Consider the following 14,582-nt stretch of genomic DNA (forward strand, 5'->3'; position numbering starts at 1 on the left):
TCACCGTTTTCACTTACTGACGCTTTTACTAGATCTTGCTGACCATTGATGTAAGTCGCTAGTTCTTCAATATCGTCGCCTGCTTTAGCGTTGATTTGAAGCTCTTGCTCGTTACCGTAGCTGTCTGTTAGTGACATAGTTAAATCGTTTGAGCCTGATTGAACGTTCCAGTCTTTACCTTTACCGTTCTCAGCTTGGTAGCTCACGCCACCCATTTCAGAGTTATCAGAGCGCATGTCTTTCAGTTGAAGCATTACCGCTTCACCGTTATCCGCACCGATTTGGAATGATTTAGAACCGTGCGTACCATTCAGCAGCTTGTTACCACCAAATGAAGTGGTTTCCGCGATACGATTCAATTCATCGTTCAGTGCAGTTACTTCTTCTTGAATAGCGACACGTTCTGATTTTGAGTTAGAGCCGTTTGAAGATTGTAGCGATAAGTCACGCATACGTTGCAGAATGTTTGTCGTTTCATTCATCGCACCTTCAGCAGTTTGAGCAATAGAGATACCGTCATTCGCGTTACGTACTGCTACATCAAGACCACGGCTTTGAACGTTTAAGCGGTTAGAGATTTGTAGACCTGCCGCATCGTCTTTTGCACTGTTAATCTTAGAACCAGAAGCTAGACGCTCCATTGAGGTTTGTTGAGCACTGTTCGCGTTGTTTAGGTAACGTTGCGCTGTCATTGCTGATACGTTTGTATTTACATTCACTGCCATGGTGATTTCTCCAATTGATTTTTCGATATTGCGGTTTCCGACGTCTCGAAAAACCAAGTAGTTCTCTCAAAGTTACTTTTGAAAGCGTGATGAGAGGTTTAAAAAGTACAAAAAGATGGAAAAAGAATTAAAGTTCGTATTCAAACTGCCGATATGCGGAAAATTTAGCCAAGTATGATTAGCCGAGTAAAGTTAACGCTAAATTAGGGGCTTGTTTAGCTTGAGCTAGAATAGTGGTGCTGACTTGCTGAAGGATTTGCTGCTTTAACATTTGGGTGGTTTCTTTCGCGTAGTCTGTATCTTTGATACGGCTGTTCGATGTGGCTAGGTTTTCATGAACATTTTCTAGGTTATTGACGGCATGACCAAAACGGTTCTGCATTGCCCCTAATTCAGCTCGATGACTATCAACATACTTCATTGCCGTATCGAGAATAGATACAGCCCTTTGCGCGCCACCAGCACTGGTAATGTCGATATTATCTACTGATTCATATTGCCCGCCAGATATAGCTAGTTCATTAGCCAGTCCACCAGAGAACGAGATTGTCCCTGAAGACTCATCACCTGCCATATATATCTGAAGCTGGCCATCATCATTCACGGAAGCCGATACTAAATCAGTCTGACCATTGATATAAGTCGCGAGCTCTTCTATATCATCACCCGCTTTAGCATTAATAGTAATATCTTGCTGCTGCCCAAAGCGATCAGTAAATGACATTGTCATATCATTACTCCCACCTTGAACTGACCATGAATCGCTTGCCATGCCATTCGCTACATAACTAAAGCCGCCCATCTCAAGGGTGTCTGTTCGCATGTTATTCAAGTTGACTTGAACCGCTTCCCCTGATGCAGAACCAATTTGAAAAGCTGTACTGCCAAAACTACCATTTAACAGTTTTTTTCCACCAAAGGATGTGGTTTCTGCAATACGATTCAGTTCATCATTTAACGCACTGATTTCTTCTTGTAGTGCAACACGCTCGGCCTGACTATTCGATCCATTTGATGACTGCAGAGAAAGGTCACGCATTCGCTGCATGATATTGGTGGTTTCATTCATCGCACCTTCAGCAGTTTGCATGATGGAAATACCATCATTTGCATTTCTAACCGCCACATCTAGACCGCTCATTTGAGCTTCAAGTCGATTAGAGATCTGAAGCCCTGCTGCATCATCTTTGGCACTATTAATACGGCTCCCTGAAGCTAGACGCTCCAAGGATTGGTTAAGCATATTGTTTGCATTAGAGAGGTTTCTCTGAGCAACCAATGCCGAAACATTTGTATTTACAGTAATTGCCATAGCACACTAAAGAAGGGGAAAACTTAAACACATATCGACCGTTTACAGAAAAACTTTAATAAAAAAGGAGCGCGACGGCTCCATAATATTCCAAAGTATTCAACGACAATCTTTACTGATTTCTTGAATAATATTTACTTTATGCTTAATTCACCCAGCATGGTGCTTGATGGCGCGAAGAAATACGCACCAGTTACCGCTTTAGTAAAGCGTAGTAGTTGGTCTGTTTTGCCGTCAGTGACGCCATACATACTTTCAAGCATCGCATCAAAGTTATGGCGCACATTACAGTATGCAATAAACAGCAAGCCATGCTCGCCAGTAGCACTTCCGTAAGGCAAGCTATGGCGTACAATTTTAAGCCCTTTGCCTTCTTCTTTGATATCAACACGACCAACGTGAGACGCAGCCGGAACATTATCTAGCTCAATAGAGTCAGGTTTAGTTCGTCCAACGACTTTCTCTTGCGCTGAAACACTCAAACGATTCCAAGCTGGTAAGTTATGAATAAAGCGCTGCACCATCACATAGCTACCACCAGCAAACGTACCTTCAGGTACAATGGCTACTTCTGCTCTTTGTGCTTCTTTAGGGTTCTCTGTGCCATCGACAAAATCTGTCATATCACGAGAGTCTAAATAACGATAACCGTATGTTTCGTCGACCACTTCTACATTATCTGCGATTTCAGATAGCAGCTTTCTCAGAACATAAAAGTGTAAGTCATGTCGATTTGAGTGACAGTGAATCAGTACATCAACCTCACTTGATGGCGCTGTAATTTCGCCCTCTCCAAGTTCAGGGAATGCGATAAGATCAGAAGGTGCATCTTGCTCAAACTTATCCCAGAAAGCCTTAGAAAAAGCGATTGATGCTGTTAGATCTGCACCTGGTTGGCTTTGGTTCAGTTCTTCAATAAGGTTCGGCAGCTTCTGTAACTGCTCTAATACTGCTGAGTCATTACTCTTCACTTTTAACTGGACATAAAGAGCAAAAGGTCCTGCTTCAGGCAATATTGCACTTTGTACATTTTGCGCGTCATGTGACGTGTTAACCATAAATACATCCTCTCGATTTTTACTTCAGTATAATTTTAATTAATTTTCTTATTTTGATAATTATCAGTCTTTAGCTAGAGTAGTTCGGAAACAGTCTTTCACTAGGCGACTATTAAATAAATACAATGCAAACCATAACAAAGCTACAAGGGTAATCGCATTTGCCCAATGAAACCCACCATTGTCTAAATAGACAAGATAGCTGGTATGAAACATTTGCAAAAAGACAGTAATGACTGTGACGCTTCTCCCCCAAGTCACCAACTGGTTAATTCTTTCTCTATCAGGAGAGCGCAAACCAAATAGCCACATTGAAATTAGGCTTGGAATACTCAAAGCTAAGCCTACATAAAACATGTCATGATCTGGGTAAATGATCTCTAATATTTTAGCGCCAGATTCCCTACTCGCCCCAGCAACGATAAACACGACCAGCGCTTTAGCAAGAAACAACCAGATAAGCCAAAGCAACATTGGTGCTTTTAAAAAGCCATGTTTATCGTATTGATCAAAGGAATATCGCACAAATAACTACTTAACTTTATTTCAAACCAACACTTTAACGTAATTTCTTCATATTCGGCTAGATTTTGAGTTATCTTATTGGGAAGTCTGTTTCTATTTCACGATGTAACTATGAAAAACAAGCCAAACACCCCCTCTGTTGAATCTCAGCAAGAAGCCATGAAGATCGCCAAAGCAACTCAAAAACCTAGCCAAACTAAAGAACAAACAAAGTTGATTGCTCAAGGTATTGAGAAAGGTATCGCTCTTTATAAAAAACAACAGAAAGAACGAAGCCGTCAAGCTGATAAAGCCAAGAAAAAATCTCAAAAAGACAAGCAGCAAAATCAAACTCAGCCAAACCCAGAGCCTGTAGAAACGGTTATAGAATCAAGTCATCACTCAAACAGTAAGCTGCCTTGGGGGTTACTAGCTCTAAGTTGGGCAGGGTTTGCCATCTACTTTTTCCAAGCATAGGGTAATGGTATGAATAAGCTTTATTTCATTTTCACTGTTGTAGCCTTACTTACAGGGTGTACAACTCCGACGAAACTTGTCCATTCTGATGCCTTATCAGTAAAAGTAGACATTCATGGCTCATTTGACATTAGTGAATGCCAGTATTTAGGTGAAGTGACAGGAAACGAAGGTCATTGGTATAGCTTTTTATTTTTTCCTAATGACACTCTTATTCAAGGGGCATTAAATGAGCTTAAAAGTAATGCTATCCAACTAGGTGCTGATACTATTGTTCTTACCGTTCCACAAGCATTTAACACATCAGTGACTATGCTAGGTACCGCCTATTCTTGCAGTAAGTAATGGCTAGCAATAGTGAAGACCAAAAAGTTTGAAGAATACTAATGCTCTGCGTATCGACCTTACTATTTGCAGTTTAATGCTATAGATTGAACTCTATAGATAGAAGAAAGCCAGCTTTCGCTGGCTTATGCACTAAATCCAAGGCTTGTCGCTATATCATTCCGACGTTCAAGCACCCACTGGCTATCAAATGGTCCCCAATCAGATAACTGATAGTAACCATCATTATGACGCCGCCCATCTTGAATAAACATCAGTTCAATTCCAATCCCCGGTAAAGCCTTGAGTACATCTTGAATTGTACGACGAGGCCATCCCGTTTTCTCGATGAGTTTAGGCACATTAGGCCTTTCAAGGCTTTCGACTAATAATGCTAAATATAGTCGCCTTGCAAAAACAGGACTCAACTCCATTGACACCTCCTATGTCTGTGCCAATCAATTATTTCTTTTTTCACTCATGACATGTTGAGGCTGATCAATAAGTCTCCAATAGTGGCATTTTCTTACTGTTTTTTTTCGTTCTAAGAAATATTTCACGCTGGATTTTGTCTGATTTACTGCTTCCTGTTAGGATTCAAAGCATAATAATGAAAAAATATCACCAAAAGGAAGAATAATGACTGTCACCATGTTCGGTATTCCAAATTGCGATACCATCAAAAAAGCGAAAAAATGGCTTCAAAGTGAAGGAATTGAGTTCGATTTCCATGATTACCGCAAACAAGGTATCAATGAAGCTCTTGTCACTGAGTTTTGTTCAGAGTTAGGTTGGGAGCTAGTCGTCAATAAACGTGGTACGACATATCGCCAACTGACTCAAGAACAAAAAGACAGCTTAAATGAGGTTTCTGCGATTCAGCTACTGATAGAACAACCTGCGATGATTAAGCGCCCAATTTTAAAAGTGGATGCGCAATACCATTTAGGTTTCAAAGCTGACCAATATGCGGCCATTTTTTCATAACTTCGATTTATTCGCTCTCTAATCGAATAGCATTACATTCAAAATTACGTTTACTTAACAAGGAATTCAAGGATGACAGATAGCCCAACTTTGGCTCTCGCAAAAGATCTAATTAGCCGCCAATCGGTAACACCAGAAGATGCCGGCTGCCAAGAGTTAATGATTAACCGATTAAAAGCACTTGGCTTTGAGATCGAAGTAATGGTATTCGAAGATACTACTAACTTCTGGGCTCGTCGTGGTACTGAAGCTCCCTTATTCGCATTTGCAGGACACACTGATGTAGTCCCATCGGGTCCTGTTGAACAATGGAACACTGCTCCTTTTGAACCAACCATTATTGATGGCGTTCTTTATGGGCGTGGCGCGGCTGATATGAAAGGTTCACTTGCTTCTATGGTAGTCTCCGTTGAACAGTTCATCGCAGAAAATCCAGATCATACTGGTTCAATTGGCTTTTTGATCACCTCTGATGAAGAAGGTCCATTTATTAATGGTACGGTTCGAGTTGTCGAAGCCTTAATGGCTCGAGATGAGCTAATTGACATGTGTATTGTTGGTGAGCCTTCAAGCACGAAGTATGTTGGAGATGTCGTCAAGAACGGTCGCCGAGGTTCAATCACTGGTGATCTGACTATCAAAGGGATACAAGGTCACGTTGCTTACCCTCACTTAGCGAATAACCCAATTCATAGTTCTTTGTTAGCAATTAATGAGCTAGCAACAACGGAATGGGATAAAGGTAATGATTATTTCCCGCCAACAAGCTTTCAAATTCCGAATGTAAGTGCTGGTACAGGCGCTTCAAACGTTATCCCTGGTGAATTTAACGTTCAATTTAACCTACGTTTTAGCACAGAGTTAAACAACGATATTATCGTACAACGCATCACCGCTATCTTAGATAAGTACGACTTTGAATACGGCCTACAATGGACTTTCAATGGCGACCCATTCTTAACCGATGCCGGTGATTTACTTGATGCTGTTGTAGAAGCGGTTGACCATGTAAATGATGTTAAACCAGCACTACTAACCACTGGCGGAACATCTGATGGTCGCTTTATTGCCCGAATGAATGGACAAGTAATTGAGCTAGGTCCGGTTAACGCCACCATCCATAAAGTGAATGAATGCGTAAATATTGCTGACTTAGAAAAACTCACTCAGATGTACCAACGTACGCTAGTTAACCTTTTCGGAAAGTAATATGAACCCTGAGCAGCTGACTGGACAAACTGAATCACACCTTACTGAGGTGTTAATTGGTGAGAAGTATTTTCTCACTCACCCTCAAATTCAGAGTGATTTACACCGTTTGGTCGAAGCTGCTCATGCTGCTGGCTTCAAGTTAGAGATCGCAAGTGGATTTCGAAGCTACGAAAGACAGGCTTCAATTTGGAATAGTAAATTTTCTGGGCAACGTACCATTCTAGATTCAAATAGCCAGCCTATCGATTTTGATTCACTCAGTGAGCAAGACCGAATGTGGGCAATTTTAAGATGGTCTGCACTTCCTGGGGCAAGCCGTCACCATTGGGGCTGTGATTTCGATGTATTTTCACGGACATGCTTACCGGTAGGTACCCAGCTTCAATTAGAGCCTTGGGAGTATTTAACTGGTCACCAAAAGTCATTCTATGATTGGCTGCTTGCTAATATTGAAAAGTACCATTTCTTCTTTCCCTACAGTAAAGATCTAGGGGGCGTTGCGATTGAACCTTGGCACATAAGCCACCGTTCAGTCTCTGAAAAATGCTTATCTCAGTTATCTCCATTAATACTTGGCAATCAGCTTCTATCTGAGCCAATATTAGGACAAGCGATCATTCTTGATCAGCTAGATCATATTTATTCCCAGTTTATCGAAAACATCAGCGATTAGGAGCCTTTATGCTAGAGATCTTAACGAATCCATGGGTTATTTGCTTCATCGTGGTCAGTGTTATTGTCGGTAATATCGCAGCATTAAAATACACTGCCAACATGAATGTAGGCAAGCCAAGCAGACTTAAAGGTGAAAGTGATTTAGATAAGCTGAACCGTTTGGATAAATTAAATAGCGCTAAAAAGGCAGCCGAGCAAGACACTCATAAAGACGCATAGTTTAACTTACGTCAAATATCGATGGTAACTGAAATATCGATGATAAGTTAAAAACCGACAGATATAAAAAAGAGGACTTACGTCCTCTTTTTTGTGTCAGCTAACCAATTTTTCTTTATTCAGTTGGTTCTTTAATTTCTACAATCGCGGCTAAAACAGGTGCTAACGATTTAAGAAACTCTTCTTCTACTGGCTTACCGGATGCATCAGTCACATTAATTGAAGTTCGGTTACCTAGATCACCCATTAGGAAGGTGTACGTTCCACCCGCTAACTCTAATGGTTTCACACCAATGCTTTCCCAAAATTCATCATCTGGAGAAGCATATTTAGCTTTAATTGTACCTTGAGATTGATTTCGCTCTTCTAGCTCAAAACCCATCGTCGGTAATAGTTCAGGTAAGCGTTGCCACAATACATTGTATGGAGTACGAGCAATAATTACAGGGAAGCCACTTCTGTCTGACCCCATAGTAATTGGGATTCTCTTCACCAATTCCTGTGCTTTTAGTGCCGCTTCATCTCGCAAATCTTGATCGTATCTTGCGGTCACTAAGTTCGTCATAAATGCATTATAACGTTCTTTGTTCGTTGCCGTCACAGGTTGAACGGTAGTGCCTTCTCGCCAATCAATCAGGTTGATTTTAAAGCCAAATCGGTTATTGGCTTCAAAACGAGAAATTGAATATCGACTGCCAACTTCTGTTTCTTCATCCTCAGAAATCCATGTTACCCAACCCGTCTCAACTGAATCTTCAGATTGCTCACGAATGTCAATTTGTCGAGCAGATAACATATCCACGGCTGTTTGCCACACTCTGTCAGCTTCATCTTTGCGTAGCAGCCAAAGCGTTACTTCACCATTTTGACGTTCAGCACGAGCACCAGGAATGAGCTCTAAAATTTGCTGAGGTGGTCGAATATCAACAGTAGGACCAACACCACCAGTGAATTCACCTTGTGGAATATCAAAATTAGGATAAAAGAATGGTTCAGCACCTTCAGGCACTTGCCATTGTGTAAATTCTGGTGTTTCTAAATACTCAAAGTCATCTTTAGCTTGGCGACGCTGAGTCGCGCTGCCTGAACACGCAGTAAGAACAAAAACAGCCAGTGAACCGATCACTAGCTGGTGAGAATACTTCATTTAAGCTCCTAAATGCCGAAGTCTACTTCGGCATTATTTCATACTAATTAGTAAATACACGCTTCTGTCATAGCTTGAGCAACAGTCGGTTGTTGTTCAGCAGAAAGCTCTGTCAGCGGCAAGCGTAAGCCACCTTCAGAAATTAAGCCAAGCTTGTGAACCGCCCATTTTACAGGAATTGGGTTTGACTCAACAAATAGGTTTTTGTGCAGTGGCATCAAACGTTCGTTAATGATCTCTGCCTCTTCAAACTTACCTTCTTTAGCTAATTTAAACATTTTAGCCATATCTGCAGCTGCTACGTTATTGGTTACCGAGATAACACCATCACCGCCGCGCTTAACAAATTCAAGACCAGTTAAGTCATCACCACTTAGTAAGATAAAATCTTCGCCACAAAGTTCACGGTGAATTGCAATTCTTTCTAAATCACCTGTCGCGTCTTTCAAAGCAACAATGTTTTCAATTTTAGATAAGCGAGCTACCGTTTCAGGCAATAAGTCAACAGCAGTACGACCTGGTACATTGTATAGAATTTGAGGTACATCACTCACTTCAGCAATGGCTTTATAGTGTTGATACAAGCCTTCTTGAGTCGGTTTGTTGTAATAAGGCGTCACGCTTAAACAGCCGACAATGCCAGAACCATTTAGCAAGCGGCTAAACAGTACCGATTCATGAGTCGCATTTGCACCCGTACCTGCAATAACAGGGATACGACCGTCAGCAAACTCAACAATCTTATTCACGACTTTGACATGCTCTTCAATAGTAAGTGTTGAAGACTCACCTGTTGTACCAACAGCAACTAAACCATCACTTCCAGCAGCCACATGATGATCAACTAACTTTTTAAGGCTGTCGAAATCCACTTCACCATCTAGGTTAAATGGCGTAACGAGCGCAACGATACTTCCTGAAAACATGTCTATCTCCCTTAATTTAATCTTTTTGCATGGTACTGTATGGCGATTGATAAACACAAGACTTTAAAGCCGCTTACCGACCACATCGGCATTAAATATTGTCGTATGTTTGAGGTTGCACCAACTTAGGCTTATGAAGCTTCAACAATTGAGTAACAACTGTTCGCCCCCATTACTCTCTGGTCCTTATTTTAGGGATAAAGTACCGACCTAATTCTACTCAATGAAAGTGACTCAAAACCAAAATCATCCATAGATATGCGCCCTAAAACGGCATGTACCCTTTAAGTAAAAACCTTTACCGTCACTTATTCATTTTGGTAACTGTGCTAACATGCATGAAACAATGGAATATTAAGAGACGTGATTTTATGACTCAGCATCTAGTAATCACAGCTGTGGGCACAGATCGCCCGGGTATATGTAACCAAGTGGTTCAGTTAGTCACCCAATCAGGCTGTAATATTATTGATAGCCGTATTGCTTTATTCGGTGAAGAGTTCACCCTGATTATGCTGTTATCAGGTAAAGCCAGTAACATTACTAGAGTAGAAACCACCTTGCCTTTATTGGGGCAAGAACACGATTTCATTACCATAATGAAACGCACTTCTACTCATGCACAAATCGACAACTCATACACCTTAGAAGTTTTCGTCGAGTCTGATGACAAACTTGGTTTAACCGAAAAGTTCACCACTTTCTTTGCCGATCGCCAAATAGGTATTGATTCATTGAGTGCTCAAACCATCAATAAATCAAAGGTCGATCTGGATAATGACCAATTTCATATCTCAATTACCGCTTCTGTGCATTCAGAATGTAATTTGATGCAGCTACAAGAAGAATTCAATTCACTGTGCCAAGAGCTCAGTGTTCAAGGTTCGCTCAACTTTATTAAAAACAGCCAATAATTATGTACCCATTGACCATTTCCATGGCTCTTTGAAAGCATAGTAACCGTAAAAAGGAAAACTCATGAATACGCTGACAGCTGGTAACCCAGCTCCTGCTTTTTCTCTACTTGATCAAGACGGGAACACTGTTTCTCTTAGTGACTTTTCAGGCAAGAAAGTACTTTTCTACTTTTACCCAAAAGCGATGACGCCTGGGTGTATTGTTCAAGCTGAAGGTCTGCGAGATATAAAGCCTCAACTTGATGATCTCAATGTAGTTGTACTTGGTGTGAGTATCGACCCAGTAAAACGCTTACCTAACTTTGTTGAGAAAAAGTCTCTTAACTTCACTCTATTATCAGATGAAGACCATGCTGTAGCTGAACAGTTTGGCGTGTGGGGAGAGAAGAAGTTTATGGGTAAAGTGTACGATGGCCTGCACCGTATTAGCTTCTTAATCAATGAAGAAGGCATTATTGAGCACGTATTCAATAAGTTTAAAACAAAGACTCACCATGAAGTTGTGTTGGATTACTTCAACAAAGATGCTTAAAACTAGCTTAGACAGCTAATCCACAGTTTGATCGTAGATGCTGTAATAGTTAACAGCTAACTAGCGCAGTGGCATCTACCTTGAGTCAGCTGGAAACAGATAGTAGAAGGGCGAACATTTTCATGTTCGCCCTTTTTATCATTCATACCTAAACCGAAATGTATTTACCGATTAAAGTAAGTACGATCAATCTTTGGCTGTTGGTTCTTGCTCATATAACTCATTACTTGGGAGCGCATTCCAAACCGCCTTCACCAATGTTGCTAATGGAATCGCAAAGAAGACTCCCCAAAAGCCCCATAGCCCGCCAAACACTAGTACCGCAACAATAATCGCTACAGGGTGCAGGTTAACTGCTTCTGAGAACAGCACTGGAACTAAAACATTACCATCCAGAGCTTGGATTATACCGTAGGCTATCAGCAGCCAGTAAAATGGAGGCGCTAAGCCCCATTGGAATAAACCGACAATCGCAACAGGAACTGTCACAGCAGCAGCCCCTATATACGGAATCAACACCGACAGACCAACTGCAACCGCAAGTAAAGCGGAATAGCGAAGATCAAGAATGGCAAACGTGACGTAACTGACACCGCCTACTATTAATATTTCAACGACCTTGCCTCGAATATAATTCGAGATCTGCTGATTCATCTCCACCCATACTTTTGTCGCTAAGCGGCGATTTTGAGGAAGAATGCCACTTGCCATCTGAATCATTTCTTCTTTGTCTTTCAACAAGAAGAAGATAAGCAAAGGAACAAGAATCAAATACACCGCTAATGTCGCGATACTGACCAATGAAGCTAGCGATCCTTTCACAACACTTTCTCCCATCCCTAACACTTTATTTTTCGCATTAGAAACAACAGATTCAACAATTTGAAGGTTGGCTAGTTCAGGGTAGCGCTCTGGAATAGTTGAAATAAATTTCTGCAATCCACCGTACATACTTGGAATGTCATTAATCAAATTACCCACTTGGTTCCATATCGTCGGGACCAAACCAAACAGAGCGAGAAGCATAAAACTGAAGAACATCAAAATGACTAACATTACCGATGGCGTTCTAGGAATACCCACTTTTTGCAGTTGGGCCACCGGCCACTCTAAAAGGTATGCAAGTACAATCGCCACCAGCAACGGGGCAATTAAGTGACCAAAGAAGTAAATCGTAATAAAGCCGAAAAGAATAATAGCAACTAAGCTGACGGCATGAGGATCTGAAAAACGTCGCTTATACCAACGACTGACCATTTCAAGCATTTGACTGCACTTCCTTTTTAATAACTTGGATTTGGTGAAAACCAGAACTCGCTTCCTGTTCTACAGAATAAGCTTGTTGTGATAAGAAGTTCACAATGTCTTTCATTGAGCTCATGTCAGATATATATATGAATAATGATTGACCGTTCTCTAACCTAGCAGCATAACGCTTCGCTAATAATAGTGCCATTGGGCAACGCTCTTCGCGTAAATCGAGAATATTAGGTTTCATTCTTGAGCTCGATGCTTATTATAAGAGGCGTATTGTAATCTGTTTTTTTAAACGCGCCATCTTTCTATTTCATTAACACAGGAGATGAGAGTCGCGTATCGTGAAGTTTTAGCATATAAAGCTTTATGAGATAAAAGGAAACCAATTCAAACAACCCTGGTCTTAATGTCAGATGAAACGGAGTATTACTGACTGATATGTTAAAACGCACCCGCTCGATTGTTTGCTTGTGTATAGCAACTGCATTAAGCACCCCTATTTCAACCAGTGCAAATAGCCTAGATCTTCCAGATATAGGCACTGCTGCAGGTGGCACATTAACCATAGATCAAGAGCTCATTTATGGTGATGCTTACATGAGGATCATCAGAGGTAGCCAACCTATCGTGAATGACCCAGTGCTAAATGAGTACATAAGTAGCCTTGGTCATCGATTAGTTGCGAATGCCAACGATGTAAAAACCCCTTTCGAATTCTTTATGATCCGCGATCGCAATATCAATGCATTTGCATTTTTTGGCGGCTACGTTGCTTTGCATTCAGGGTTATTTCTTCATGCACAATCCGAAAGTGAAATTGCCTCCGTTATTGCACACGAAATTGCGCACGTGACTCAACGTCATTTAGCTAGAAGCATGGAAGATCAGGCGAGACGTTCACCCGCAACGATTGCCGCACTAGCAGCCTCGGTTCTACTTGCTATCGCTGCGCCTGAAGCTGGTATTGCCGCTATAACAGCCACCACTGCGGGCAGTATGCAAAGCCAAATCAACTACACTCGTAGTAACGAAAAAGAAGCGGACCGTTTTGGGATTAACACTTTGGCTAAAGCAGGGTTTGATGTAAAAGCGATGCCAAGATTTTTTGGTCGATTAGCGGATGAATATCGCTACGCAAGTACACCACCGCCAATGCTACTGACTCACCCATTACCAGAAGATCGTATTACCGATTCTCGTGAACGTGCACGTCAATATCCACCTTTAAAAGTATCACCATCTCTTGATTACCACTTGGCTAGAGCTCGTATTGTTGCTCGCTATGCCGGTATAGAAAATGACTCTGCTTTAGATTGGTTTGAACGTAAGTTGAAGAAAGCCCCTGCGTCACTAGTGCCATCACTAGAATACGGTAAAGCTTTAGTTTATTTAGATTCTAAGAAGCTAGATAAAGCCGAACCTATCCTGACAAAACTGATCAGTAATGATCCACTGAATACCTTCTACCTAGATGCTATTTCAGATCTCCATATCGCCCAGAAGAAACCTGAAATTGCGATAAAAGAGATGAAGTCAGCACTAACTCGTAAGCCCAACAATCCGGTATTAACAATTAACTATGCCAACGCCTTATTAGAAAAAGAACAATACCAGGAAGGGATTCGAGTACTACAGCGCTACACTCACGATAACCCAAATGACACCAATGGTTGGCACTTACTTTCTAAAGCGAACATCAGCCTAGCCAATAGCGACGAAGATCTCGCAGCTCGAGCGGAAATTCTAGCGTTACAGGCTCAATGGAATAAAGCGATTCAGTACTACACACAAGCGAGTCAACTTGCAGAATTAGGTAGCCTTAAACAAGCGCGCTACGATGCGAGAATCGATCAACTTATGATTCAACGTGATCGCTTTCTATCATTACAATAATGCCTCTACTTCTCGCGCGGTAACTGTGTAAGATTAACAACAATAATAATTAGGAGAAAAACATGTCTGTCGTCATTTATCATAACCCTCGTTGTTCAAAGAGCCGTCAAACGCTGGCAGTTTTAGAAGAAAATGGTGTTCAACCTGAAATCATCAAGTATTTAGAGACGCCTTTTACTGTTGAGCAACTAAAAACCTTATTCTCTCAACTTGGGTTTGAAAGCGTTCGTGAAATGATGAGAACCAAAGAAGCCGATTACAAGGAAGCCAATTTAGGTGATGAGTCTTTGACTGATGACCAACTTTTCTCAGCAATGGTTGATAACCCAAAGCTCTTTGAAAGACCTGTTGTTGTAGCCAATAATAAAGCGAAGATTGGTCGCCCACCTGAGCAAGTTTTAGAGATTTTATAACTCA

Annotated in this window: 19 protein-coding genes; 10 read left to right on the top strand and 9 right to left on the bottom strand. The window is 41.2% G+C overall.

Annotation, left to right across the window (positions count from 1 at the left end):
* The 4 genes from F0226_RS16840 to F0226_RS16855 all read right to left on the bottom strand — a co-directional run.
* Positions 1-725: flagellin (locus F0226_RS16840; protein ID WP_171736735.1), on the bottom strand; the 725-nt coding region annotated here is incomplete at its 3' end.
* 178 nt (positions 726-903) lie between these two features.
* Positions 904-2,037 (bottom strand): flagellin, encoded by a 1,134-nt coding sequence (locus tag F0226_RS16845; RefSeq protein ID WP_171736736.1) that lies wholly within the window; start codon positions 2,035-2,037, stop codon positions 904-906.
* Between the two features lie 134 nt (positions 2,038-2,171).
* Complete coding sequence (locus F0226_RS16850) at positions 2,172-3,095, bottom strand: Dyp-type peroxidase (RefSeq protein WP_171736737.1); 924 nt, start codon at positions 3,093-3,095, stop codon at positions 2,172-2,174.
* Between the two features lie 63 nt (positions 3,096-3,158).
* Positions 3,159-3,620: a DUF2919 family protein gene (locus tag F0226_RS16855; RefSeq protein ID WP_171736738.1), complete on the bottom strand. Its 462-nt coding sequence runs from the start codon at positions 3,618-3,620 to the stop codon at positions 3,159-3,161.
* A 111-nt stretch (positions 3,621-3,731) separates the two neighbouring features.
* Here F0226_RS16855 and F0226_RS16860 point away from each other — a divergent pair, with 111 nt between their 5' ends.
* Positions 3,732-4,076, top strand: coding sequence for a DUF2956 domain-containing protein (locus tag F0226_RS16860; protein ID WP_171736739.1), 345 nt, complete (start codon positions 3,732-3,734; stop codon positions 4,074-4,076).
* A gap of 9 nt (positions 4,077-4,085) precedes the next feature.
* The gene (locus F0226_RS16865) at positions 4,086-4,421 is read left to right on the top strand and encodes a DUF4156 domain-containing protein (protein WP_171736740.1); all 336 of its coding nucleotides are present in this window, start codon (positions 4,086-4,088) and stop codon (positions 4,419-4,421) included.
* A gap of 125 nt (positions 4,422-4,546) precedes the next feature.
* Here the strand turns inward: F0226_RS16865 and F0226_RS16870 are convergent, their stop codons facing one another.
* A complete protein-coding gene (locus F0226_RS16870) occupies positions 4,547-4,834 on the bottom strand; it encodes a helix-turn-helix domain-containing protein (RefSeq protein ID WP_137373605.1) in 288 nt (95 codons plus the stop codon).
* A gap of 205 nt (positions 4,835-5,039) precedes the next feature.
* Here F0226_RS16870 and F0226_RS16875 point away from each other — a divergent pair, with 205 nt between their 5' ends.
* The 4 genes from F0226_RS16875 to F0226_RS16890 all read left to right on the top strand — a co-directional run bounded on the left by F0226_RS16875 (position 5,040) and on the right by F0226_RS16890 (position 7,493).
* Entirely contained in the window at positions 5,040-5,387 is a 348-nt protein-coding gene (locus F0226_RS16875) for an ArsC family reductase (RefSeq protein WP_171736741.1), read from the top strand.
* 72 nt (positions 5,388-5,459) lie between these two features.
* Positions 5,460-6,596, top strand: a complete 1,137-nt coding sequence (dapE, locus tag F0226_RS16880; protein WP_171736742.1) for a succinyl-diaminopimelate desuccinylase — start codon at positions 5,460-5,462, stop codon at positions 6,594-6,596.
* 1 nt (position 6,597) lies between these two features.
* Positions 6,598-7,272, top strand: coding sequence for a M15 family metallopeptidase (locus tag F0226_RS16885; protein ID WP_171736743.1), 675 nt, complete (start codon positions 6,598-6,600; stop codon positions 7,270-7,272).
* Between the two features lie 8 nt (positions 7,273-7,280).
* Positions 7,281-7,493 (top strand): DUF2897 family protein, encoded by a 213-nt coding sequence (locus tag F0226_RS16890; RefSeq protein WP_171736744.1) that lies wholly within the window; start codon positions 7,281-7,283, stop codon positions 7,491-7,493.
* Positions 7,494-7,608: 115 nt separating this feature from the next.
* Here the strand turns inward: F0226_RS16890 and bamC are convergent, their stop codons facing one another.
* Together bamC and dapA are read right to left on the bottom strand one after the other, a co-directional pair.
* On the bottom strand, positions 7,609-8,640 hold the full coding sequence (gene bamC / locus F0226_RS16895) for an outer membrane protein assembly factor BamC (protein ID WP_171736745.1): 1,032 nt from the start codon (positions 8,638-8,640) through the stop codon (positions 7,609-7,611).
* Positions 8,641-8,687: 47 nt separating this feature from the next.
* Entirely contained in the window at positions 8,688-9,566 is an 879-nt protein-coding gene (gene dapA, locus F0226_RS16900; RefSeq protein ID WP_171736746.1) for a 4-hydroxy-tetrahydrodipicolinate synthase, read from the bottom strand.
* A 371-nt stretch (positions 9,567-9,937) separates the two neighbouring features.
* On the opposite strand from dapA, the gene F0226_RS16905 reads away from it, so the two are divergent.
* Positions 9,938-10,480 (top strand): glycine cleavage system protein R, encoded by a 543-nt coding sequence (locus tag F0226_RS16905; RefSeq protein WP_171736747.1) that lies wholly within the window; start codon positions 9,938-9,940, stop codon positions 10,478-10,480.
* 64 nt (positions 10,481-10,544) lie between these two features.
* On the top strand, positions 10,545-11,015 hold the full coding sequence (bcp, locus tag F0226_RS16910; protein WP_171736748.1) for a thioredoxin-dependent thiol peroxidase: 471 nt from the start codon (positions 10,545-10,547) through the stop codon (positions 11,013-11,015).
* Positions 11,016-11,201: 186 nt separating this feature from the next.
* On the opposite strand, the gene F0226_RS16915 is transcribed toward bcp, so the two are convergent.
* Both F0226_RS16915 and F0226_RS16920 read right to left on the bottom strand, forming a co-directional pair.
* The gene (locus F0226_RS16915) at positions 11,202-12,281 is read right to left on the bottom strand and encodes an AI-2E family transporter (RefSeq protein ID WP_171736749.1); all 1,080 of its coding nucleotides are present in this window, start codon (positions 12,279-12,281) and stop codon (positions 11,202-11,204) included.
* Entirely contained in the window at positions 12,274-12,513 is a 240-nt protein-coding gene (locus tag F0226_RS16920; protein WP_171736750.1) for a sulfurtransferase TusA family protein, read from the bottom strand. Before F0226_RS16920 ends, F0226_RS16915 begins: the two co-directional genes overlap by 8 nt.
* 197 nt (positions 12,514-12,710) lie before the next feature.
* On the opposite strand from F0226_RS16920, the gene F0226_RS16925 reads away from it, so the two are divergent.
* Both F0226_RS16925 and arsC read left to right on the top strand, forming a co-directional pair.
* Positions 12,711-14,165, top strand: coding sequence for a M48 family metallopeptidase (locus F0226_RS16925; RefSeq protein WP_171736751.1), 1,455 nt, complete (start codon positions 12,711-12,713; stop codon positions 14,163-14,165).
* 62 nt (positions 14,166-14,227) lie between these two features.
* On the top strand, positions 14,228-14,578 hold the full coding sequence (arsC, locus tag F0226_RS16930) for an arsenate reductase (glutaredoxin) (RefSeq protein ID WP_171736752.1): 351 nt from the start codon (positions 14,228-14,230) through the stop codon (positions 14,576-14,578).
* The last annotated feature ends 4 nt before the right edge of the window (positions 14,579-14,582 follow it).

Origin of the sequence: Vibrio sp. 99-70-13A1, from assembly GCF_013114625.1 — a bacterium.
GTDB lineage: Bacteria > Pseudomonadota > Gammaproteobacteria > Enterobacterales > Vibrionaceae > Vibrio.